Genomic DNA, 21,142 nt, shown 5'->3' on the forward strand with positions numbered 1-21,142 from the left:
GATGTTTATGTATTAAAATTTTATCCTTTTAATAAAAATATATAATGGTTAATTTAAAATTTAAGGAATTTATATAAGAAAATTAAGCGTAAAAATCTGTGTAATCTGTAGTTTAAAAAAATAATATCATTAAGTAATGAAAGGAAAACTGATTGACTTATTTGAATATCCCCATCATTTCAATAAAGAAATTCAAAACTACATCAATGCAAATCTAAGTACAGATCTGCATTCTCTTCTGTTAAAAAAATCCCCGTTTCCAGAGATTTCCATGCAGGAAATTGTCCAGCAGATCAAAGGGAAACAGACTGCCCAGAAAAAATTCCCGTTTCTGCTGAAAGAAGGAATCATTTTTCCGCCCCAGCTTAATTTGGAGCAGTCATCTTCGGAAAAAACCGCACTTTATAAATCACAGATTCTTAAAGGAAATAAATTCATTGATCTGACCAGCGGTTTTGGAATTGATGCCTATTATTTATCTCAAAATTTTGAAGAAGTTACTTTGGTAGAGCAAAATGCTGAATTATTAGACATCGTAGAACATAATTGGGGAATTTTAAACCGTAAAGCGACATTCATTAATCAAAATCTCGAAGATTTTTTGAATATCAATAAAGAATATTTCGATGTTATCTATTTGGATCCTGCAAGAAGAGACCAGAACAAAAATAAAGTTTTTCTGCTCGAGGATCTTTCGCCCGATATTCTTCAGATTAAAGAAAAGTTGCTTATGACAGCAGATCAGGTGGTTATAAAATTGTCACCGTTAATCGATTTGAAATATCTGATAACAGTCTTGCCAGGTATTTTCAGGATAGAAATTATAGCCGTAAAAAATGATGTTAAGGAAACGGTCATTTTTCTGTCCAAGGAAAGAAGAGCAGAGGTTATGGTTAATTGTATCAATCTGGAAAGTGAAGAATCTTCTTTTTTATTTAAGTTCGGAGAGGAGGAAAATGCTCAGGCAGAATATTCTGAGCCTGGAAAATTCATATACATTCCCAATAACAGTATTTTGAAAGCAGGTGTTTTTAACCTGGTTTCAGAAAGATTTAGGCTTAAAAAACTTCATCCCAATACCCATCTTTATACTTCAGATCAAAACATCACTGATTTTCCCGGTAGAGTTTTAGAGGTTCAAAACATTGATTCTAAGCAGATTAAGAAGAAAGACCAGTTCAATATCATTTCAAAAAATTATCCTTTAAAACCGGAAGACATAAAAAAGAAATATGCTATAAAAGACGGCGGTGAGCACTATCTTATTTTTACACAATCCAAAAAAGGTAAAATTATTTTAAAATCAGTATAAAAATGTTGCCGAAAAAAGCAGGATTTCTTACTTTTGGGCAATCAAAAATTTAAGCATGAAATCGCTTGCTGCTAAAATTATTACAACCAGCTAAAATAATGCGATTCCATATGACATTTAAAAATAAATTTTACATATGAAAAAACTAATTATATGTTTAGCTGTTGCAACGGTAGCCATAAGCTGTAAAAAGATCCAGGCAGGAGGAAACAAAAATACTTTGAAACTGGAAGAAGGAGTGGAAAGGTATTCTGACGATGTACAGGGCGGAAGTGAAGCACACGGTCATGAAGCTGCTGCAGGACATAAAGAAGTGGCTCCTGCTGAAAAGCATGAAGCTGTAGCTCCTAAAACAGACAGTACCACTGCTGTAAAGCCTGCTGAAGCAGGGACAGCCCCAAAAGCTGAACACTAATTACTAGTACACGATATAAAAAATGTCCTGCCGAAATGCAGGACATTTTTTGTGCAAAGGTCTACAGGCTACTGACTAATAACAGTTCTTTGGAAAATTATCTGTTTTTGTTTGCTGCTGCAGGCCAATTTTTTTATTTTTAACGAAACAAATTTTTAAAATGCAAGAGACATTAAATTACATTAACGAAAACAAACAGCGTTTCGTAGATGAATTATTTGAGTTATTGAGAATTCCTTCTATTTCTGCAGATCCGGCTTATAAAAATGATGTATTGAAATGTGCGGATGTTGTTGCAGAATATCTTAAAAATGCAGGAGCTGACAATGTAGAAGTATGCAAAACCAACGGATATCCTATTGTTTTTGGAGAAAAACTTTTAGATAAAAACCTGCCAACAGTATTGGTATACGGACATTATGATGTTCAGCCGGCAGATCCATTAGAGCTTTGGACAAAACCACCTTTCGAACCCTATATTGAAAAAACAGAACTTCATCCTGAGGGAGCCATCTTTGCAAGAGGTTCAGCGGATGATAAAGGACAGTTTTTTATGCATGTGAAGGCTTTTGAAGCTATGATGAAAACCAATACCCTTCCTTGTAATGTAAAATTTATCTTAGAAGGTGAAGAAGAGGTAGGATCTGTAAGCTTAGGGGATTTCGTCAATCAAAATAAAGAAAAACTGGCTTGCGACTGCATCCTGATCTCCGATACCCATATTTATAGCAATGAACAGCCTACTGTAACGACAGGTTTAAGAGGCCTAAGCTATGTGGAAGTTGAAATAGAAGGACCGAACAGAGACCTTCATTCAGGACTTTACGGAGGAGCGGTCCCGAACCCGATTCATGTGCTTTCCAGAATGATTGCTAAACTGATCGATGAAGATGGGCATATTACCATCGACGGATTCTACGACAATGTAGAAACTGTATCAGATGCTGAAAGAGCAGATATGAACAAACTGAAGGATAACCCAGAAGAATTCAAAAAATCCATCGGACTGAATGGAGTGGAAGGTGAAAAAAGTTATACAACGCTTGAAAGAACCTCTATCCGTCCTACTTTGGACTGTAACGGTATTTGGGGAGGATATACAGGAGAAGGGGCTAAAACAGTAATTCCTTCCAAAGCTTCTGCTAAAATCTCAATGCGTCTGGTTCCTTATCAGACTCCTGAAGAGATCACGGAAAAATTCACAAAATATTTTGAAAAAATTGCTCCTGAGAACGTTAAAGTAAAAGTAACGCCTCACCACGGAGGAATGCCTTATGTTTTACCAAGCGATACCAAAGAGTTCTTAGCGGCTAAACAGGCTATGGAGACTGCATTTGGTAAAGAAGTTCTTCCGTACAGAAGTGGAGGCAGTATTCCGATCACGGCAATGTTTGAAAAAGTATTGGGGGCTAAGTCTGTGTTAATGGGCTTTGGACTGGATTCAGATGCAATTCACTCACCAAATGAGCATTACGGACTGTTTAATTTCTATAAAGGAATTGAAAGTATTCCGTTGTTCTTCGAGAATTATTCAAAATAATTAAATATTTTATAATCATATTCAGTAAAGCGTTCCAAAATCGGAGCGCTTTACGTTTTTTTATGGTAATATCCCTACCAAATGGTATTTTTTTAGTTAATCTATGTGATTATTTTTAGTTCAACCTAAAATAATTACTATGAAAAAAAACTACTCCGTCGCATTCTGCTTGTTTTCAGTGTTTTCCTTTGCACAGCAAATGATTTCTTTTGAAAATTCAGATGGGTTCTATACCGGAAATATTCATGGACAGGGAACCTGGATCAGCACGCCAACCGGTGATGTGCCTCCCAACGTGCTCAATCAGGTCATTTCTACAGATAATGCATCAAATGGAATTAATGCTTTGAAAATTGTTAAAGAAAATACATACGGAACCCAGTCCATTCCCATCATCGGAGCATTTGATAATCTTCCTATATTACTTCCTCATACGGGTTTTACTGTTTCCTTTGATATCAATATGTCCCAGCTTAACGGATCCATCTTTAGCTTTCAAGGGGTGAGCAGTGCTGATGAAAAATACATTTTCAGACTTGATTTTGACAATACCGGAGCAGTTAAAATCCTGAAAATGCTTTCGGGCACACCTGTAATGGAATCTGCTTCGGGAACATGGCAGCCGAATATATGGTATCAGATCACGGTTATCGGTACTCCCACAGATATTAAATATTTCCTGAACGGAACTTTGATCTGCACAGGGATTGCAGCAGAACCTATAGATATAAACCAGTTGCGATTCGTACACGACAATGCGGATGGGACAGCTCATATTGATAATCTTAAAGTGTACAGTGAGGCTCTTTTATCTGTGGCAAACAACAGTATAAATAAAAAAGCAGTTCAGGTATACCCTAATCCTGCGTCAGATTTCATTAAGATCAATTCTTCCGGTACAATAAATGGTATCGAAATCTATGATATGGTAGGGAAGAAAATTGAATTCAGGTCGGAAAACGATAGAATAGATGTAAGTAATCTGTCTGCCGGCACTTATTTAATCAATATTAAAACTGAAAACGGTAATTTTTCTGAGAAATTCATCAAAAAATAATACCTGATAAATCTTAGTCCAGATAAAACGCTCCAATTGGAGCGTTTTTGTTATTTTAGAGAATTAAAAATTAATAAATATGTCAGAAAATAAAGTAGCTTATATAACCGGAGGAACTAAAGGAATAGGTTTCGGAATAGCGAAAATATTGCTGGAAAACAGTATTTCAGTAGCATTTTCAGGACGTAAAAGAGACGATGTTGAGAAAGCTGAAGAAGATCTTAAAAAATATTCAAAAAATGTTTTAGGTATTGTTTCAGATGTAAGAAGCCTTGAAAGTGAAAAAGAAGCTGTAAAATACATTATTGAAACGTTCGGAAGACTGGATTTTGTAATTGCGAATGCAGGATTGGGAATATTCAAACCTGTAGATGAACTGACTGCTGAAGAGTGGAATGATATGATAGAGACCAATCTGACAGGTGTTTTCTATACATTAAAAGCTTCTGTAGAAGAACTAAAAAAGACAGAAGGATATTACATCACAGTATCGAGTCTGGCAGGCGCCAACTTCTTTGAAAACGGAACAGGCTACAATGCTTCTAAATTTGGAGTCGTAGGATTCACTCAGGCAGCAATGATTGATCTGAGAAAATATAACATCAAATCTACGGTCATTATGCCGGGATCGGTAGCTACAAATTTTAACGGAAATGTTCCTTCAGAAAAAGACAGCTGGAAGATCCAGCCCGAAGATATGGGAAATCTCGTCCTCGATATTTTAAAGATGAACCCACGGGTTTTGCCCAGCAAAATAGAGTTTAGGGCAACAAAACCAGCCTAATAAATGCATTTAATGTATTGAATAGTAAAAAAATAAGTATTATGCATGCATAATATATTTTTTAATTATATTAGCAACGTAAAATATAACAAAATCTCAGCATAAAACACTCAGGTTTTTATGCACAAAAGGGAAAAAATAAAATAGTACACATGAAAATATTAGTTTGTATCAGTAGTGTTCCGGATACTACTTCCAAGATTAACTTTACGGCAGATAAATCTGCTTTCGACAAAAATGGAATTCAGTGGGTAATCAATCCTTTAGATGAATTTGCGTTGACAAAAGCAGTTAAACTTCAGGAATCTCAGGGTGCAACTGTAACAGTGATCAACGTGGGAGATGCTGCTACAGAACCAGTGATCAGAAAAGCATTAGCTATTGGTGCCAATGATGCGGTGAGAGTAAACCTTGATCCTAAAGACAGCTTTTCTACAGCAAAAGAAATTGCTGCTGTAGCTCAAAACGGAGGATATGACCTTATCCTTTGCGGAAAAGAATCTATCGATTACAATGGAGGTTCAGTACCAGGAATGGTCGCTCAGTTGTTAAATCAGCCTTTCGTAAATGCATCTGTAGGTTTAGACGTAAACGGAAACGAAGCTACTGCTGTAAGAGAAATTGAAGGCGGAAAAGAAACTATATCAGTAAAATTACCTGCCGTAATCGCAGGACAAAAAGGATTGGTAGACGAAAAAGATCTTATCATTCCAAATATGAGAGGGATCATGTCTGCAAGAACGAAGCCTTTACAGGTGGTAGAGCCTGCTTCTTCTGAGGTAAAAGTTCAGGGAGTAACTTATGACAGCGTACCGCCGAGAGCTGCTGTGAAAATGGTATCTCCTGACAATTTGGATGAATTGGTAAGATTACTTCACGAAGAAGCTAAAGTAATCTAAACATTTAAAAGAGAGAAGCTGAAACAGGGACCTATGTTGAGCCCTGATCTGATTTCCAATCTTTTAATTCTTAAATTTTTTAATCTTTAAATTTAAAAAAAATGGCAGTATTCGTATACGCAGAAAATATAAATGGAGTTTACAAAAAAGCAGCTTTTGAAGCAGTTTCTTATGCTAAAGCAGTTGCAGACCAAGCGGGAGATACCGTTACGGCAATCTCTGTAAACCCTACAGATTCTTCAGATGTATTGTATAAATATGGAGCATCAAGCGTTATCAATGTAAAAGACGAAGGTCTTAAAAGCTTTTCAGCAAAAGCATTCGCTCAGGCTGTAAGTGAAGTGGCAGACGGAAACACTATTGTTTTTCCTCATACTACAGACGCTTCTTCTATTGCTCCTATGCTTGCAGTAATGAAGAACTATTCTTTAATTACCAACGTACTGGAAGCTCCTGAAAGTCTTTCTCCGTTTCAGGTGAAAAGAAAAGCTTTCTCAGGAAAAGGCTTTATGCATGCAAAAGCTGAAGGAAATGGTGTGATCATCACAGTTTCTCAAAATGCTTTCGGTGTAAAAGAAAGTTCAGTTTCAGGTTCAGAAGAAGTTAAAAATCTTTCAGTAGCCAACGAAGATACTAAAGTAATCTCTCACGAGCAGAGTTCAGGGAAATTAGACCTTAAGGAAGCAGAAGTAGTAGTTTCTGCAGGAAGAGGGATGAAAGGTCCTGAAAACTGGGGTATGATCGAAGATCTTGCTAATGTTCTTGGGGCTGCTACAGCGTGTTCCAAGCCGGTTTCTGATATCGGATGGAGACCTCACACAGAACACGTAGGACAAACGGGTAAAGCAATTTCACCTAATCTTTATATTGCAGTAGGTATTTCCGGAGCTATCCAGCATTTAGCTGGGGTAAACTCTTCTAAAACCATCGTAGTCATTAATAATGATGCGGAAGCACCATTCTTTAAGTCTGCGGATTATGGAGTAGTAGGAGATGCATTCCAGATCATTCCTGCATTAACTGAGAAAATTAAAGCAATAAAAGGATAGAATAGTGAATGGCTAATAGTCAATTAGCTACGCCTGTCAATTTTTCAGATAAATTAATTCACTTGCGAAGCAAAATTCACTATTGACTTTTGACACTTATCAACAATACAATAAAAGCTCGGCTTCCGGGCTTTTATTTTTGTCTAAAAGTGAAACCTACAATAAAAAATTAATTTATATTTGTAGCTATGGATTATAAACAGCTAATTATTCGCGGAATATCGTACAGCCAGACACAATCGGGGGCTTACGCTTTGTTATTGGAACATGAAGAAACACATATAAAATTACCTGTTGTTATAGGAAATTTCGAGGCTCAGTCTATTTCGCTGGGACTGGAAAAAGACATCCATCCGCCCCGTCCGCTTACCCATGATTTATTTACAAAATTTATAGTTTCTGCCCATTATGAATTGGTTTCAGTGATTATTTACCAGATCGTAGACGGCGTATTTTTTTCTAATATCAATTTCAAAAATAAAGCTAATAATGAAGAGCTGATCCTTGATGCACGAACTTCTGATGCAGTAGCAATGGCTGTAAGATTCGACGCTCCCATTTTTACTACCCAGCAAGTCCTTAATGAAGCCGGAATTCTTCTTGAGCTCGAAGATGTTTCAAAAGAAGAACAGCCGTTCTCCGAAACCGAGCAGTCTGAAGATAATTTAAAAGCCGTATCTATGGAAGAGCTTCAAAAATTACTTGATGAAGCTGTAAAAGAAGAAGACTTTGATACTGCTCTTGAAATTCAGGAAGAAATTAAAAGGAGGAAAAAGAAAATTGATTAAAAGAGACACTTTATACTAAACTATGAATTTAAAATTACGACTGACCATCCTCAGCTTTCTCCAGTTTTTCGTTTGGGGAGCATGGCTGATTACGATGGCTAATTTTTGGTTCGGTACAAAACACTGGGACGGAACCCAGTTCGGAGCCGTTTTCGGAACAATGGGAATAGCTTCTATTTTTATGCCAACCATTACCGGGATTATTGCAGATCGCTGGGTAAATGCAGAACGGATCTTTTCTGTACTGCATATCCTTTATGGAGTTATCCTTTTTGTTCTGCCCCATTCCGCAGATCCTAATTCTTTCTTCTGGCTGATGCTTCTGGCGATGTGCTTTTATATGCCTACCATTGCTCTTGCAAATTCCATTTCTTACACCATCCTGAAAAATAGTAATCTGGATGTAGTGCGAGATTTTCCGCCCATCCGTGTATGGGGAACCATTGGATTTATTGTGGCCATGTGGATTACCAATCTTACAGGAAACAAAGCAACAGAAGGACAGTTTTATATTGGTGGAGCGATTGCTGTATTTCTAGGAATTTATGCCCTCACCTTACCAAAATGTCCCCCACAGAAACTGATCGATAAAAACGCTCCATTATCTGAACAATTGGGCCTTAATGCATTTAAGCTTTTCGGAAGTTATAAAATGGCATTGTTCTTTTTGTTTTCAATGCTTTTGGGAGCAGCACTTCAGCTGACTAATGCTTACGGAGATGTATTCTTAAGTGAATTTTCACATTTTCCCAAATATGCAGACTCATTTGTAGTACAGAGATCTACGATTATTATGTCTATTTCGCAGGTTTCGGAGACCTTATTTATTCTGGCGATTCCATTCTTTCTGAGGAAATTCGGAATTAAAAAAGTAATGTTGATGTCTATGTTGGCCTGGGTGCTTAGATTCGGATTCTTTGCTTATGGTGTTCCGGACGGATTCGGGCTCTCACTGATCATTTTCTCATGCATCGTATACGGAATGGCATTTGATTTCTTCAATATTTCCGGTTCTCTTTTCGTAGAAACAACGACCGATAAAAAGATAAGATCATCTGCTCAGGGATTATTTATGATGATGACCAATGGTTTTGGTGCTCTCTTCGGAAGCTATATTGCAGGATGGGCTATCGATAAATTTTTCACACACAAATTTACGAATGTTTCAGATCTATCCGCTTATCTGGATACAACAGCTGATAATCCTACTTTCCTGCAGATTCTTAAAAACAGCTTCAACTCGGCCGTAAATGCTGACGGAACGCTTTCATCTGTAGTCATGGTAAAAGACTGGCAGAATATATGGCTTTCATTTGCAATTTATGCACTGGTTCTTGCCATTTTCTTTGCTATTTTATTCAGGCATAAACACAATCCGGAAGAGGTTTCTTCAGTTAAACATTAATTCTACCGAACTGATTATTAAAATATTAAATTGCACTTTTGAGAGAAAGTGCAATTTTTTTTATTTTCGGGCAACCTTTTACAATAAATTCCGTCTTATAGTTAGAAACCGATACATGGAGAACCTCGAAAAGAATTTTTTATTGGCTAAAAAGCAGGACCGGATGGCCCAGAAGGCTCTTTACGAGATGTTTTCGGCTAAAATGCTTGCCATATCAAATTCTTATACGAATAACCTGCATGATGCAGAAGATATCCTGATCGGTGCGTTTATGAAATGTTTTACCAAGCTAGACGAATGTAGAGACTGGAAAAGCTTTCCGTTCTGGTTGAGAAAAATTGTGGTCAATGATTCTATCAGTTTTGTCAGAAAGAACAGGAATATTCTTTATGCAGATATAGAAATTGCAGACGGCTATTCTGATGAAGATATAGATGAACGGCTGGAAGAAATCAATATTGAGGAAATATTTTCAAAGATGCCGGCAGGGTATAGACTAATCTTCAATTTATACATTTTTGAAGAAAAAAAGCATCAGGAAATCGCAGAAATGCTGAATATTTCAGAGGGAACAAGCAAAAGCCAGCTAAGTAAAGCAAAAAAATGGCTCACAGAATCTTTAAAAGCAGAAGAAAATGAAAAAAGAGATACTGAAACAATTAAAAGCTGACTACGAAAAGCTTAAAATTAAGCCTTCTGCAGATCTTTGGGATAGATTAGATCAAAAGTTGGATCAGATGCCTGAAATTCCATTAAAAAGGTCTTTTCAGTGGTGGAAGTATGCCGCTGTTGTATTGCTCTTTATTTCTGCGGGAACATTTATTTATTATAACAATTATAAAGCGAAATTTGACAGTAAACAAACAGATTATATTGTTAAAAAAACGCTTGAAAAAACAGTAAATCCCATAAATGTAGATTTGGAAGATCAAACACTTATCTCGAATGATCAGCCTGTCCGGGAAAATGCAGTAAAAATTGTAAACAACAATCTGGAAAAATTTAGTTCCGATCCTGTATTAATTACAAAAAAAGAAAGGTCGAACGAAATTCAGGCTGCTGAACATAAAGAAGAGCAAAATATAGTTCAACCGGAAAATAATATTATTAAAAACGAGAGATCGACAAATACTATCATTCCCAATCCTCCTTTACTTGCAGAAGTTAAGAAATCAAAATCAAACTATATCAATTCTGATGAACTTCTTTTGGGCAGAGAGTTTGATAAAGCCCGGGAAAAAGCCAGTAAGGATGAACGTAAACTGGGAGCCTTCAAATTTGATAATATTGTTCCGAATGTAGGTAATGTAACTGTTTTAGGAGTAACGGTCTATCTGGAATCCAAATAACCTGAACTTTTATAAAATCAAATACTGCCCTGAAATAGGACAGAGCTAAAATATTGTCTAAATTATAAAAATAAATATGAGAACAAAGTTGATCTTTATGGCTGCTGTAATGGCTTTTACATACAGCGCTGCCCAGGAAAAGCCGGATATGAATCTCCAGATTAAACGCTATTCGAAAAAAATTGACAGCATCGTAGTTTCAGAGAAATCCAAAATGAATGCAGAGCTGGATATTGTTGATAAAGATTTTAAAGAAAATAAAATCACACCTGAGGAAAAGCAGAAACAGCGCTCAGAAATTGCTTCAAAATACCAGCAAACCATCAATGAAAAAGTAGATGCGCAACAAAGCGAACTGCAGACTGCTACCACAGAAATGGTCAAAAATGCTGTTTTTATGGATCGGGACAGTACAAATAAAAACGAAATGTGGCTGGGATTTAACGGCCTTAATATGGAATTGGGGCAAAAGAGAACAAAAAATCCAAAACAATCCTTACAGACTGTAGAATTATCTGGCAGTATAATGGGAACTGGCCTGACTTCAAAAAATGAACCTTTTAACTTTTACAATAAAGATTCTGATACCAGGAATACGATCATCAACTCTTCAGAGATGGCATTCAGATATGAGGACCAGATCGGAGGTTCTAAGAGTCCTGTATTTTACCGTGTTGGCTTAGGTGTTAGATTTGATCAGTACGTTCCCAAATACGGAAAAGTTTTTAAACAGGAAGACAACGCTTTGTTCGTAGATGATTTTGACAGGGGGAATTTAAAGAAAACCCAATTCAACAATACATATCTATACATCCCTGTAGATTTAAGATTTGTATTGAATCCGAAATATACAGAATATGAAGGAGTTCAGTATCTTGATAACAAGAAAAGACAGGTAAGCCTGGTGTTGGGGATTTATGGCGGTGTGAAAGTGGGAAGTGTGAACTACATAAAATATTCAAATGAAAACTCCAGGAGAATTGTAGAAAGAGAAAGGATAATGCAAGGAGTGAACGACTTCATCGTTGGTGGAAAATTCGGAATCAGTTATGGAGGTCTTAAAGTATTTGTTCAGAAAGACTTTACGCCTATATTTAATGATAGTGCTCTTCTGAGGAATAAATATGGAGTCCAGATCGGTATAGAATTCGTAAATATCATTTTCTAATTCAATAATGAAATCGAATATTTATTAATTATAATTCAATTTTAATTAATTTTTATTGATGCTAACAAATGTTTGTAAAGGAATCTTCCGTTTTTAAAGCACACTGTTTAAAAGTGTGTTTTTTTTTGTATTTTGGCACTTTAGTAAATATGAAAAATATTCAGTTATTAGGATTATTATTAGTGGTGGTGGGTAGTTTTCTGCCTCTTGTTCATGTTCCTATTATCGGAAACTGGAACTATTGGAAACTGGATCATTATCTTGCTATTGCATGCTGGATCCTTGTTGCATGTACAGTTTTTGGCATTGTCAATAACAGTGCAAAAGTAGTAAGATTCTTTGGTGTATTGCTGATTCTGTTGTTTGCATTTACACTCGTTGCAGTTAAGATGCAGTCTCTGGAATATTTCAGCTTTCTGCCGTTTAAATCATGGAGGGAAGCTTTTGCAGGAGTTGTAAAACTGAAATGGGGATGGATTGTAGAATTTTTAGGCGCTTTTCTTATGATTTTCGCAGGGAATAAAAAAAATAAAAGAACACAGATATGAAGCATTTAAAAGTAGGATCAGCAGCTTTATTGATGTTGATGTTTTCACAGGCCAAATCTCAAAAGACAGCGTTTGACAAACCGGATCAGCCGGCTAAATGTAAAAACATAAGAGAAGGAAAATTCCTTCGCCCGAATTATCCCGAGGGAATTTGGTATATGACCATTAAAGATAATGTTCAGACCGAATATTTAAATAATAGTAAAGATTTTATAAAATCCACGTTGGTTTTTGTAGACGACTGTAATTATAAAGCGATTGTGCTGGATATGACAGCCAATGATAACCGTATCCATATAGGAGATGTTTTCAGCAATAAAATTGTTGAAACTCAGGATAATGCCCTGAAAATACATACCAAAATTGAAAAAAGCCAGTATGAGGTTATTTATATAAAAGCAAAAAAATAGAATAGTATAATGCAGCCGGGGAAGGCAGCATTTATAAAAAAGTAAATATAATACACATGAAAGAAGTATTCATCGTTTCCGCAGTAAGAACACCTATCGGGAGTTTTATGGGAAGCCTTTCAACGGTTCCTGCTACAAAGCTGGGGTCTGCTGCTGTAAAAGGAGCATTAAATAAAATCGGTCTTGATCCTAAGAATGTTCAGGAGATCTATATGGGAAATGTTCTGCAGGCAGGAGAAGGCCAGGCGCCGGCCCGTCAGGTGGCTTTAGGTGCGGGTCTGTCTATTGAGACGCCTTCTACCACAGTAAATAAAGTATGTGCTTCAGGAATGAAAGCAGTAACTATGGCAGCGCAGGCTATCAAAGCAGGTGATGCAGAAGTTGTCGTTGCCGGAGGTATGGAAAATATGTCATTGGTTCCCCATTACTATAATGCAAGAGTTGCCACTAAATTAGGCGATATCAAAATGCAGGACGGAATGGTACTAGATGGTCTTACAGACGTGTACAACAAAGTACATATGGGAGTTTGTGCAGAGAAATGCGCTGTAGATTACAGTATTTCAAGAGAAGATCAGGATAATTTTGCTATAGAATCTTACAAAAGATCTGCAAAAGCCTGGAGCGAAGGGAAATTCGCTGAAGAAGTGGTTCCTGTTGAAATTCCTCAAAGAAAAGGAGATCCGGTAATTTTTGCTGAAGATGAAGAATATAAAGCCGTAAACTTTGACAGAATTGCAACGCTTCCTACCGTATTCAAGAAAGAAGAAGGAACTGTAACCGCCGCCAATGCATCTACATTAAATGACGGTGCTTCTGCCCTGATCCTTGTATCTAAAGAAAAGATGGAAGAATTAGGCCTAAAACCTTTAGCTAAAATTGTTTCCTATGCTGATGCTGCTCAGGAGCCTGAAAACTTCACGACTGCCCCTGCAAAAGCTTTACCGATTGCTCTTAAAAAAGCAGGTTTAGAAATTTCTGATATTGATTTCTTCGAATTCAACGAAGCATTCTCTGTAGTAGGGCTTGCCAACAACAAAATTCTAGGACTAGATGCATCCAAAGTAAACGTAAACGGTGGAGCAGTAGCAATTGGACATCCGCTGGGAAGTTCAGGATCCAGAATCATCGTAACATTAATCAATGTATTGAAGCAGAATAATGCAAAATACGGTGCTGCAGCTATCTGTAACGGCGGTGGAGGAGCTTCTGCTATCGTGATTGAAAATATGTAATATTCTCTCGAGGAATATTTTACCATTAAGGAATCGATAATTTTTCTAAATTCTAATCGATTTCTTAATGGTTTTTCTATTTTTGTGCTACTAATATTTATTTGAAATGTCTGAAATTGAGAATCAACAGCCTCAAAACATAAAGAATAATCCAAGGATTATGAAAGCCTGGGCTGTATACGACTGGGCGAACTCTGTTTACTCATTGGTTATTACCTCTACTATTTTTCCTATTTACTATTCCATACTGACAACTGCTTATGAGAAAAAGGAGTATGTGGAAGAAACAAAATCATGGATTGATGTTCCGGTAAGGCACATGATAAAGATATTTGGAAAAGAATACCAGCCAGATGCAGTCTACGGATATTCATTGACCATATCATTTTTTATTGTAGTGCTACTGTCTCCATTCCTGTCTTCATTAGCGGATACGATCGGAAACAAAAAATCATTCCTGCAGTTTTTCTGTTACCTTGGGGCAACTTCATGTATGGGGCTTGCCATGTTTACGGGAATGCATAATGTATTTTTAGGGCTTCTTTTCAGTATTACGGCGAGTGTCGGGTTCTGGGGAAGTTTGGTATTCTATAACTCCTTCCTGCCGGATATTGCAACCCGAGATAAACAGGATGCCTTATCTGCAAGAGGATACGTGTATGGATATCTGGGTTCTGTAGTCCTTGTGGTGATCTGCTTGGTACTTATTCAGGTTTTTGCAAAAGGAGCTGCGCAGCAGCTGTTATTTACAAGAATAAGCTTTCTGTTGACCGGTGCGTGGTGGTTCGGATTTTCCCAATACACTTTCAAACATCTTCCTCAGTTTGGAGATGTTAAAGAAAAGCTGCCTAAAGACCTTGTTCTTTTAAACTATAAGAATATCTTTAAAAAACATGAAGAACAGGGCGGTTTTTTTGAAGTTCTTAAAGATAATATGAGCTTTTATAAAGACATTGCCAAGGAAAGTTTTCATGAGCTTTTCAAAGTGGGTGGAGTATTGTTTAAAGATAAGAACCTGAAATTCTTTCTTTCCAGCTTCTTCTTTTACAGTGTCGGGATGCAAACTATTTTCCTGATGGCAACTTTATTTGGGAAAAGTGAAATCAATCTGGCCCAGGATAAACTGATCGGAACTCTTTTGGTTATCCAGATCGAAGCAATCATCGGAGCAGTTATATTCTCCAGATTATCGAGGAAAATAGGTAATAAAAACGTGATTTCTATTGCCATTGTACTATGGATTGTTGCATGTCTTTGGGCATATTTCCTGAACAAAGAAAATCCTACGGTAGAATATCAGTTCTATGGGGTGGCAGCGGTAGTAGGATTAGTTATGGGTGGGCTTCAGGCCATGTCCAGGTCTACTTATTCAAAGCTTCTTCCGGAAGACTCTATGGAAAATACCACATATTTCAGCTTCTATGATGTATTGGAAAAAATAGCAATCATTATCGGAACATTTATCTTTGCTACACTGATTGAACATTTCAATAATATGCGTATTGCAGCATTATCCATGACTTTATTTTTCGCGGCAGGACTTGTTCTGATCCGGTTTCTTAAAGTCAATATGCGGAAAGACAGAGATACTTTATAATCAAAACTAATCATAAAAGCCTGAGAATTCAGGCTTTTTTGCTGTATACAGATAAAATGGTCTCTGCTCTTTTATGGTGATAAAATCTGAAAAAAGTTTTTCTGCTTAAATAAATTGGAATTCGGCGTGAGTTTTGCTTATATTCAGCGGAATAATTTTAACTTTGCAAAAAGATTTATTGTCAAGATGACGAACCCTCTATTTTATGCAAAAATAATTCTCTTTGGAGAATATGGGATGATTGAAGACTCCCAGGGGCTTGTAGTACCTTACAGTTTCTATAAAGGGGCCCTGAAGTTCTCAGATTTGAGTTCTGAATTTGAACTGAAATCGAACAAACATCTGCAGAAATACTCTGATTTCCTTACAACGCTTGATCTTTCTGATGATTTTAAATTGGATATCGAAAGCTTTAAAAGTGATATTGAATCCGGACTTTTCTTCGATTCCAATATTCCTCAGGGTTATGGCGTAGGAAGTTCAGGAGCTTTGGTAGCTGCTATTTTTGAAAAATATGCGCTCAATAAGTTGGATCCTGAACAAATCTCAAAAGACAATCTGAAAAAATTAAAAACCGTTTTTGGAGAAATGGAAAGCTATTTCCATGGCAAAAGTTCAGGAATGGATCCTTTGATCTGTTATATGAACCTCCCGATCCTTATCGAGAATAGAGAAAACCTGGACAGGGTTTCCATTCCGGAAGGTGAAGCAGGAAAAGGAGCGATATTCCTTATCGACAGTGGTATTACAGGAGAAACCGGGCCTATGATACAGATTTTCTTTGAAAAAATGAAGACTGAAGGTTTCCGGAAGACATTAAAAGAGGAATTCATCCGTTACAACAACGCATGCATTGAATCTTTCCTGAAAAAAGACATGAATCCTTTCTTTAGAAACCTGAAAAAACTTTCCCATTGGGCATATGAACATTTCCGTCCGATGATCCCTGAAAGCATTTTCAACATCTGGAAAAAAGGACTGGACTCTAATGCCTACTATCTGAAGCTTTGCGGAAGCGGCGGCGGCGGATATATTTTGGGTTTCACCAAAGACTACGCAAAAGCAGAAAAAATGCTTGAAGGCTTCCAAAAAGAAGTGATTTACAGATTTTAAACAGGCTGGAATGAATTCTGAAAAAGAACCTTTCCAGTCTAAAAATTATATCTCTAAATCTATATTTTACAGATTCTCACAATTCGTGGGTTTTCTCATCGGTGCCCGTTTTTTTGTGGCAGCACTCCTTACATTTGCCTTGTATGTATCTACTTTTTTCCTCTTTAATCAGGATGAAACATTCAGGAAATTTGTATTCGATTTTAAAGTACACGGCATTATTTTCTGTACCGTTATAACCATCCTGGCCGGCGGAATCATCAATCAGTTTTATGATCTGGAAAAAGATCATGTGGTAAAACCGTTCCGGACCAGAATTCAGAGCTTTATCAAGCAGAAATATTTTTTATATGCTTATCTGGCTCTGACTGCAATTTCTCTTGGGGTCGCATGGATGATTTCCCATAAGGTCTTTGTTTTTTTTCTTGTATACCAATTCTTTATGTGGTTTTACAGCCATAAGTTAAGCCGGCTACTGATCATTAATAATCTTACTTTTGTAAGCCTTACATTATATCCTTTTTTCGGAATGATGGTATACTACGAAACCTTTTCCAAAAAGGTATTGCTGATGGCTATTTTTCTTTTTCTGATCCTTCTGTGTATCGATATTGTGAAAGATATGCTCACAAAGAGCGTTGACAAAGCATTCGGATATACAACAATTCCAAACTATTTTAAAAATAAAAATACCCAGATCATTATCATCTCCTTACTGATTACCACAATGGCTGTTTCTATGAAACTTATTACTAAAACAGGTATATCGGGTTTTATGGCGTATTACTTTACCGGAGGCATGTTTGTAATGATCTTCTGTATTTATCTTTTGCTTACATCTACAAGAAGGAGTAAATTCTTCACTCTCAACCTATTAAGATTCTGGGTTTTTGTAGGAATCATTGCTATGCTTTTGAATGGAATCGAAAGTAAATTGTAGAAAATTTTCTTTAAATAAACTGAGGTTATTATTACCTTTGCAAAACTAAATTTAATAAAAAGGAATGCCCATTTTTAACGATACTAAAGTTGCATTTGCAGACAAGTCTGATGCACAATTGAGAAAGGCGTACTGGATGTTTAAAATGATTGAACAGCCTGCTCTTACCAGCCTTGGAACTTCTGTTCTTAATTTTACGGTACACAATAATTTTCCTTTCGTGACCGGGATTGTAAAAAGCACTTTGTTTGAACAGTTCTGTGGTGGTGAGACGCGTGAAGAAAGTATGAAGGTGGTAAAACAGCTTTTCAAAAGAGGAGTGGGAAGTATTTTCGACTATTCTATTGAAGGTAAAGAGGATGAGGAAACCTTTAATGCGGTATGCAAAGAAATCAAAGATATCATTAGATTCTCTGTGGGAAATCCTGCTATTCCTTTTATTGTATTCAAACCGACTGCTTTTGGAAGAATTGATCTGTATGAGGCGGTAGGAAGCGGTACTGAACTTACTTCAAGTCAGAAAGAAGAATGGGAAAGGGTTGTAAGAAGATTTGATGAGGTATGCAATCTTTGCCATGAGAATGACAAAAAAGTAATGGTAGATGCCGAAGAAACCTGGATGCAGGATGCTGCAGACCAGCTTTGCGAAGAAATGATGGAGAAATACAACCGGGAAAAACCAATCGTCTGGAATACTATCCAGATGTACAGAACCGGAAGACTGGAATATATGGAAGCCCATCTTCAGAGAGCCAGAGAAAAGAATTATTTTATAGGATATAAAATCGTTCGTGGGGCCTATATGGAGAAGGAAAGAGCAAGAGCGGCAGAAAAAGGATACCCAGACCCTATCCAGCCCAATAAAGAAGCTTCAGATAGGAATTATAATGCCGGTATTGATTTTGTAATGAATCATCTGGATAAAGTATCTGCATTCTTTGGGACTCATAATGAGATCTCATCTGAATTGGTGATGGATAAAATGAAATCCAAGGCGCTTGAAAACGGAAATCCTCATATTTATTTTGGGCAGCTTTACGGAATGAGTGATAATATTACCTTCTATCTTTCAGATAAAGGCTATAATGTGGCTAAATACCTTCCATATGGGCCTGTAAAGGATGTTGTGCCTTACCTTACAAGAAGAGCCAGAGAGAATACATCTGTGGCCGGACAAACCGGGAGAGAGCTAGGTCTTATCAAGAAAGAACTGGAAAGAAGAAAGAAATAGTACTATTTTTTAAACTATATGAGGCCTGCAGTTTTTCTGCAGGTCTTTTGATTTCTTTATATCCATATAAAAGGCTGTATTTAATGTAATTTCAAACATCTGCTTGTATTGATTATAATTCATTATATTCGTAAATTAATTAATTATATAATAAAAATATTTAATTTATAATATTTTATTCATTATTATTGGTTATATTTGGTTTAAACCATTAAAAACTAATATTATGAAAAAAGCATTACTTATTGCTGCCTTTATAGCGGCTAATTTTGGCATAGCCCAGACTTATAATAACGGAGGTTTAAGTACTGGAGCTACTTCTAAAAGCGGAACAGCGGCACCTGCCGGATATACATGGTCTGAACTTCAAAATAATACAGGAAATACTACAGAGTCCAATACCAGTCTTGGTTTGGGCGGAACATCCAGTTCATCTGCAGCAAGTTTTTTTCTTGCTGATGATTTTACTATTCCAGCCGGAAGTTCGTGGCAGATTACAACCATAGATTTTTTTGCCTATCAGACAAATTATGCAGGAACTACAGCTCCTTTTAATACGGTAAGGGTAAACATACTCAGTTCGGACCCTTCCGTAACAGGGGCTGTAAGTGTATTTGGAGATGATACCACCAACAGGTTTTCTGCAGGAGCAGACGCTACCATGTACAGGACTGGAAATACTGTTGTACCCGTTGCTGCAGTACCCGGTACCCTCAGAAAAATATGGAAAATAACAGCTAATACACCGGTTACCCTTGGAGCCGGAACCTACTGGATAAAGTATCAGCTGCAGAATGTTGTGATGGCCAATGCAGGCTTTTTACCACCGGTTACTATCGTTGGAAGCCGTGGACTTCCTGCCTTTAATGCTAAACAATTTGATGCCATTTTAGGAACGTGGACTTCTCTAGTTGATGCCGGAAACCCTACTTCAGCTCCAGATGTCGCTTTAGATATGCCGTTTGTTATTACGTTTACAGTGACTACGCTAGGGACACAGGAAACCATGCAGTATGACAACAGGGTCCAGGTATATCCTAATCCGGTAAAAGACCATTTCAGAATCAATAATCCTGAAAAGCTCAACATAAGCAGTGTGGAAATTATGGATGTTTCCGGAAAACTAGTAAGAACCTTGAGAGGTTCCGAAGAGTATAGCGTTTCAGATTTGCCAAAAGGAAATTACATTCTGAGGATCAGAAATGAAGACGGACATACAAAACTTACAAAACTAATAAAGCAATAAGCTGTAGTTTTCTTCTTCAACTATTTTTTTATCCCGGCCATTTTCTTTAGCCGGGTTTTTTATGGCTCAAAACTTTCAAATTTTCCGTTTTCATAGAAGAGTACAATTCTTTTTATTTTATTTTCTTGATTATCAGTGAATTGACCTATAATATTTTTATTCGGATGTTCTAATCGCTGAGAATTGGATAAATTTTCCTGGGTCTTATATGTGGGCGGTATAAACGATTCTCGAGGGCTCTCTTTCAGAGTATCAATTTCTTCCTCAGCTCCGAAATCTTCATCATCCTTCATCATCGTAAACAGATCGGGTAGCGGAGTAGGTTTCCCTTTCTCATCCTCCGGTCTTTCTTCTGAAGCAGGTTTTACTTCTGGTAATTCAGATTTCAGCATTTCACCTTCACCCGTAACCAGCCAGTCCCAAAGAATTTCCGGAAAGCTTGATTTTATCTTTATAATAAATTCCAGAGATGGTTTGTTTCTTCCGGAAGTGATATGCGAAATGGAAGAGCGTTGTACGTCAATCTCATCTGCAAACTCGGAAGGGCTGAGATTGGAATACTCTATGACTTTTGAAATTCTCTCATTTAAACTCATAAAAATAAGTTGTTAATTAAGTTACAAATGTAAATAATTAAATTTACATAATCAAATTACAAAAGTAAACAAATCTTATAAATTCTAAATACACAAATGTAAACTAATAAAATTGAACTAATAATCAGAGCTTTATATTCATGCTTTAGGTAGAATAAGTAATTGAGCCTAGTAAATTACTTTTTTAAGTATGTAAATTTGCATACATATTAAGACTAAATAGATTCTCTTATGAAAATAATTAATTTTGCGAATATATAACTTAAATAACTTATTAACAGCATATTATGTATTACTTTAAACTTTAATATAACAATTGGGATTTAGAGATTAAAATGGATTTATACTGTGTATATAAATGTAAATAACACATATATGTCTAGTTATTAATCAGTTATATGCTATTTAAAATGTATTATTATTTTCTGAAAGCTTTGAAGTAATAAAAAGCTCTTTAAAT

General features: G+C 36.5%; 21 protein-coding genes. 20 read left to right on the forward strand and 1 reads right to left on the reverse strand.

The genetic code is table 11. From position 1 onward, the window contains the following. Positions 1 to 136 precede the first annotated feature (136 nt). The 20 genes from J2T03_RS02245 to J2T03_RS02340 all read left to right on the forward strand — a co-directional run bounded on the left by J2T03_RS02245 (position 137) and on the right by J2T03_RS02340 (position 20,086). Positions 137 to 1,312, forward strand: a complete 1,176-nt coding sequence (locus tag J2T03_RS02245) for a class I SAM-dependent methyltransferase (RefSeq protein ID WP_307209187.1) — start codon at positions 137 to 139, stop codon at positions 1,310 to 1,312. Between the two features lie 136 nt (positions 1,313 to 1,448). After that, positions 1,449 to 1,727, forward strand: a complete 279-nt coding sequence (locus J2T03_RS02250) for a hypothetical protein (protein ID WP_306842909.1) — start codon at positions 1,449 to 1,451, stop codon at positions 1,725 to 1,727. Between the two features lie 160 nt (positions 1,728 to 1,887). Further along, positions 1,888 to 3,267: a dipeptidase gene (locus tag J2T03_RS02255; RefSeq protein WP_306842907.1), complete on the forward strand. Its 1,380-nt coding sequence runs from the start codon at positions 1,888 to 1,890 to the stop codon at positions 3,265 to 3,267. 139 nt (positions 3,268 to 3,406) lie between these two features. After that, positions 3,407 to 4,324: a T9SS type A sorting domain-containing protein gene (locus J2T03_RS02260; RefSeq protein ID WP_307209188.1), complete on the forward strand. Its 918-nt coding sequence runs from the start codon at positions 3,407 to 3,409 to the stop codon at positions 4,322 to 4,324. Between the two features lie 79 nt (positions 4,325 to 4,403). Next, positions 4,404 to 5,108 carry an SDR family oxidoreductase gene (locus J2T03_RS02265; RefSeq protein ID WP_307209190.1) on the forward strand — a complete coding sequence of 235 codons (705 nt, stop codon included), beginning with the start codon at positions 4,404 to 4,406 and terminating at the stop codon, positions 5,106 to 5,108. A 152-nt stretch (positions 5,109 to 5,260) separates the two neighbouring features. Beyond that, positions 5,261 to 6,007: an electron transfer flavoprotein subunit beta/FixA family protein gene (locus J2T03_RS02270; RefSeq protein WP_306842901.1), complete on the forward strand. Its 747-nt coding sequence runs from the start codon at positions 5,261 to 5,263 to the stop codon at positions 6,005 to 6,007. 101 nt (positions 6,008 to 6,108) lie between these two features. Further along, a complete protein-coding gene (locus J2T03_RS02275; protein ID WP_307209192.1) occupies positions 6,109 to 7,056 on the forward strand; it encodes an electron transfer flavoprotein subunit alpha/FixB family protein in 948 nt (315 codons plus the stop codon). Between the two features lie 188 nt (positions 7,057 to 7,244). Next, the gene (locus J2T03_RS02280) at positions 7,245 to 7,844 is read left to right on the forward strand and encodes a bifunctional nuclease family protein (protein ID WP_116012565.1); all 600 of its coding nucleotides are present in this window, start codon (positions 7,245 to 7,247) and stop codon (positions 7,842 to 7,844) included. Positions 7,845 to 7,866: 22 nt separating this feature from the next. After that, the gene (locus tag J2T03_RS02285; protein ID WP_306842898.1) at positions 7,867 to 9,249 is read left to right on the forward strand and encodes a nucleoside permease; all 1,383 of its coding nucleotides are present in this window, start codon (positions 7,867 to 7,869) and stop codon (positions 9,247 to 9,249) included. Positions 9,250 to 9,364: 115 nt separating this feature from the next. Continuing rightward, positions 9,365 to 9,919, forward strand: a complete 555-nt coding sequence (locus tag J2T03_RS02290; protein ID WP_307209194.1) for an RNA polymerase sigma factor — start codon at positions 9,365 to 9,367, stop codon at positions 9,917 to 9,919. Beyond that, the gene (locus J2T03_RS02295; protein ID WP_307209196.1) at positions 9,885 to 10,598 is read left to right on the forward strand and encodes a hypothetical protein; all 714 of its coding nucleotides are present in this window, start codon (positions 9,885 to 9,887) and stop codon (positions 10,596 to 10,598) included. The genes J2T03_RS02290 and J2T03_RS02295 overlap by 35 nt, the downstream gene beginning before the upstream one ends. 76 nt (positions 10,599 to 10,674) lie before the next feature. Next, positions 10,675 to 11,766 (forward strand): hypothetical protein, encoded by a 1,092-nt coding sequence (locus J2T03_RS02300; RefSeq protein ID WP_307209198.1) that lies wholly within the window; start codon positions 10,675 to 10,677, stop codon positions 11,764 to 11,766. A gap of 149 nt (positions 11,767 to 11,915) precedes the next feature. Next, on the forward strand, positions 11,916 to 12,314 hold the full coding sequence (locus J2T03_RS02305; RefSeq protein WP_307209200.1) for a hypothetical protein: 399 nt from the start codon (positions 11,916 to 11,918) through the stop codon (positions 12,312 to 12,314). Further along, a complete protein-coding gene (locus J2T03_RS02310) occupies positions 12,311 to 12,724 on the forward strand; it encodes a hypothetical protein (RefSeq protein ID WP_307209201.1) in 414 nt (137 codons plus the stop codon). Before J2T03_RS02305 ends, J2T03_RS02310 begins: the two co-directional genes overlap by 4 nt. A gap of 56 nt (positions 12,725 to 12,780) precedes the next feature. Continuing rightward, positions 12,781 to 13,959, forward strand: a complete 1,179-nt coding sequence (locus J2T03_RS02315) for an acetyl-CoA C-acyltransferase (RefSeq protein ID WP_306842886.1) — start codon at positions 12,781 to 12,783, stop codon at positions 13,957 to 13,959. A 106-nt stretch (positions 13,960 to 14,065) separates the two neighbouring features. Then, entirely contained in the window at positions 14,066 to 15,556 is a 1,491-nt protein-coding gene (locus J2T03_RS02320) for an MFS transporter (protein ID WP_306842884.1), read from the forward strand. A gap of 186 nt (positions 15,557 to 15,742) precedes the next feature. Beyond that, positions 15,743 to 16,669: a mevalonate kinase family protein gene (locus J2T03_RS02325; RefSeq protein WP_306842881.1), complete on the forward strand. Its 927-nt coding sequence runs from the start codon at positions 15,743 to 15,745 to the stop codon at positions 16,667 to 16,669. Between the two features lie 10 nt (positions 16,670 to 16,679). Continuing rightward, positions 16,680 to 17,609, forward strand: coding sequence for a UbiA family prenyltransferase (locus tag J2T03_RS02330; RefSeq protein WP_306842880.1), 930 nt, complete (start codon positions 16,680 to 16,682; stop codon positions 17,607 to 17,609). A 64-nt stretch (positions 17,610 to 17,673) separates the two neighbouring features. Further along, entirely contained in the window at positions 17,674 to 18,840 is a 1,167-nt protein-coding gene (locus J2T03_RS02335) for a proline dehydrogenase family protein (RefSeq protein ID WP_307209203.1), read from the forward strand. A gap of 226 nt (positions 18,841 to 19,066) precedes the next feature. Beyond that, positions 19,067 to 20,086 carry a T9SS type A sorting domain-containing protein gene (locus tag J2T03_RS02340; protein ID WP_306842877.1) on the forward strand — a complete coding sequence of 340 codons (1,020 nt, stop codon included), beginning with the start codon at positions 19,067 to 19,069 and terminating at the stop codon, positions 20,084 to 20,086. Between the two features lie 59 nt (positions 20,087 to 20,145). On the opposite strand, the gene J2T03_RS02345 is transcribed toward J2T03_RS02340, so the two are convergent. Continuing rightward, positions 20,146 to 20,682, reverse strand: a complete 537-nt coding sequence (locus tag J2T03_RS02345) for a helix-turn-helix transcriptional regulator (RefSeq protein WP_306842875.1) — start codon at positions 20,680 to 20,682, stop codon at positions 20,146 to 20,148. Positions 20,683 to 21,142 lie beyond the last annotated feature (460 nt).

The sequence above is a fragment of the Chryseobacterium lathyri genome (assembly GCF_030812195.1).
In the GTDB taxonomy this organism is placed as follows: Bacteria; Bacteroidota; Bacteroidia; order Flavobacteriales; family Weeksellaceae; genus Chryseobacterium; species Chryseobacterium lathyri_A.

Bases quoted from the DNA above. Each gene is read 5' to 3' on its own strand.
- J2T03_RS02245 (WP_307209187.1), top strand. From the start codon at position 137: ATGAAAGGAAAACTGATTGACTTATTTGAATATCCCCATCATTTCAAT.
- J2T03_RS02250 (WP_306842909.1), top strand. From the start codon at position 1,449: ATGAAAAAACTAATTATATGTTTAGCTGTTGCAACGGTAGCCATAAGC.
- J2T03_RS02255 (WP_306842907.1), top strand. From the start codon at position 1,888: ATGCAAGAGACATTAAATTACATTAACGAAAACAAACAGCGTTTCGTA.
- J2T03_RS02260 (WP_307209188.1), top strand. From the start codon at position 3,407: ATGAAAAAAAACTACTCCGTCGCATTCTGCTTGTTTTCAGTGTTTTCC.
- J2T03_RS02265 (WP_307209190.1), top strand. From the start codon at position 4,404: ATGTCAGAAAATAAAGTAGCTTATATAACCGGAGGAACTAAAGGAATA.
- J2T03_RS02270 (WP_306842901.1), top strand. From the start codon at position 5,261: ATGAAAATATTAGTTTGTATCAGTAGTGTTCCGGATACTACTTCCAAG.
- J2T03_RS02275 (WP_307209192.1), top strand. From the start codon at position 6,109: ATGGCAGTATTCGTATACGCAGAAAATATAAATGGAGTTTACAAAAAA.
- J2T03_RS02280 (WP_116012565.1), top strand. From the start codon at position 7,245: ATGGATTATAAACAGCTAATTATTCGCGGAATATCGTACAGCCAGACA.
- J2T03_RS02285 (WP_306842898.1), top strand. From the start codon at position 7,867: ATGAATTTAAAATTACGACTGACCATCCTCAGCTTTCTCCAGTTTTTC.
- J2T03_RS02290 (WP_307209194.1), top strand. From the start codon at position 9,365: ATGGAGAACCTCGAAAAGAATTTTTTATTGGCTAAAAAGCAGGACCGG.
- J2T03_RS02295 (WP_307209196.1), top strand. From the start codon at position 9,885: ATGAAAAAAGAGATACTGAAACAATTAAAAGCTGACTACGAAAAGCTT.
- J2T03_RS02300 (WP_307209198.1), top strand. From the start codon at position 10,675: ATGAGAACAAAGTTGATCTTTATGGCTGCTGTAATGGCTTTTACATAC.
- J2T03_RS02305 (WP_307209200.1), top strand. From the start codon at position 11,916: ATGAAAAATATTCAGTTATTAGGATTATTATTAGTGGTGGTGGGTAGT.
- J2T03_RS02310 (WP_307209201.1), top strand. From the start codon at position 12,311: ATGAAGCATTTAAAAGTAGGATCAGCAGCTTTATTGATGTTGATGTTT.
- J2T03_RS02315 (WP_306842886.1), top strand. From the start codon at position 12,781: ATGAAAGAAGTATTCATCGTTTCCGCAGTAAGAACACCTATCGGGAGT.
- J2T03_RS02320 (WP_306842884.1), top strand. From the start codon at position 14,066: ATGTCTGAAATTGAGAATCAACAGCCTCAAAACATAAAGAATAATCCA.
- J2T03_RS02325 (WP_306842881.1), top strand. From the start codon at position 15,743: ATGACGAACCCTCTATTTTATGCAAAAATAATTCTCTTTGGAGAATAT.
- J2T03_RS02330 (WP_306842880.1), top strand. From the start codon at position 16,680: ATGAATTCTGAAAAAGAACCTTTCCAGTCTAAAAATTATATCTCTAAA.
- J2T03_RS02335 (WP_307209203.1), top strand. From the start codon at position 17,674: ATGCCCATTTTTAACGATACTAAAGTTGCATTTGCAGACAAGTCTGAT.
- J2T03_RS02340 (WP_306842877.1), top strand. From the start codon at position 19,067: ATGAAAAAAGCATTACTTATTGCTGCCTTTATAGCGGCTAATTTTGGC.
- J2T03_RS02345 (WP_306842875.1), bottom strand. From the start codon at position 20,682: ATGAGTTTAAATGAGAGAATTTCAAAAGTCATAGAGTATTCCAATCTC.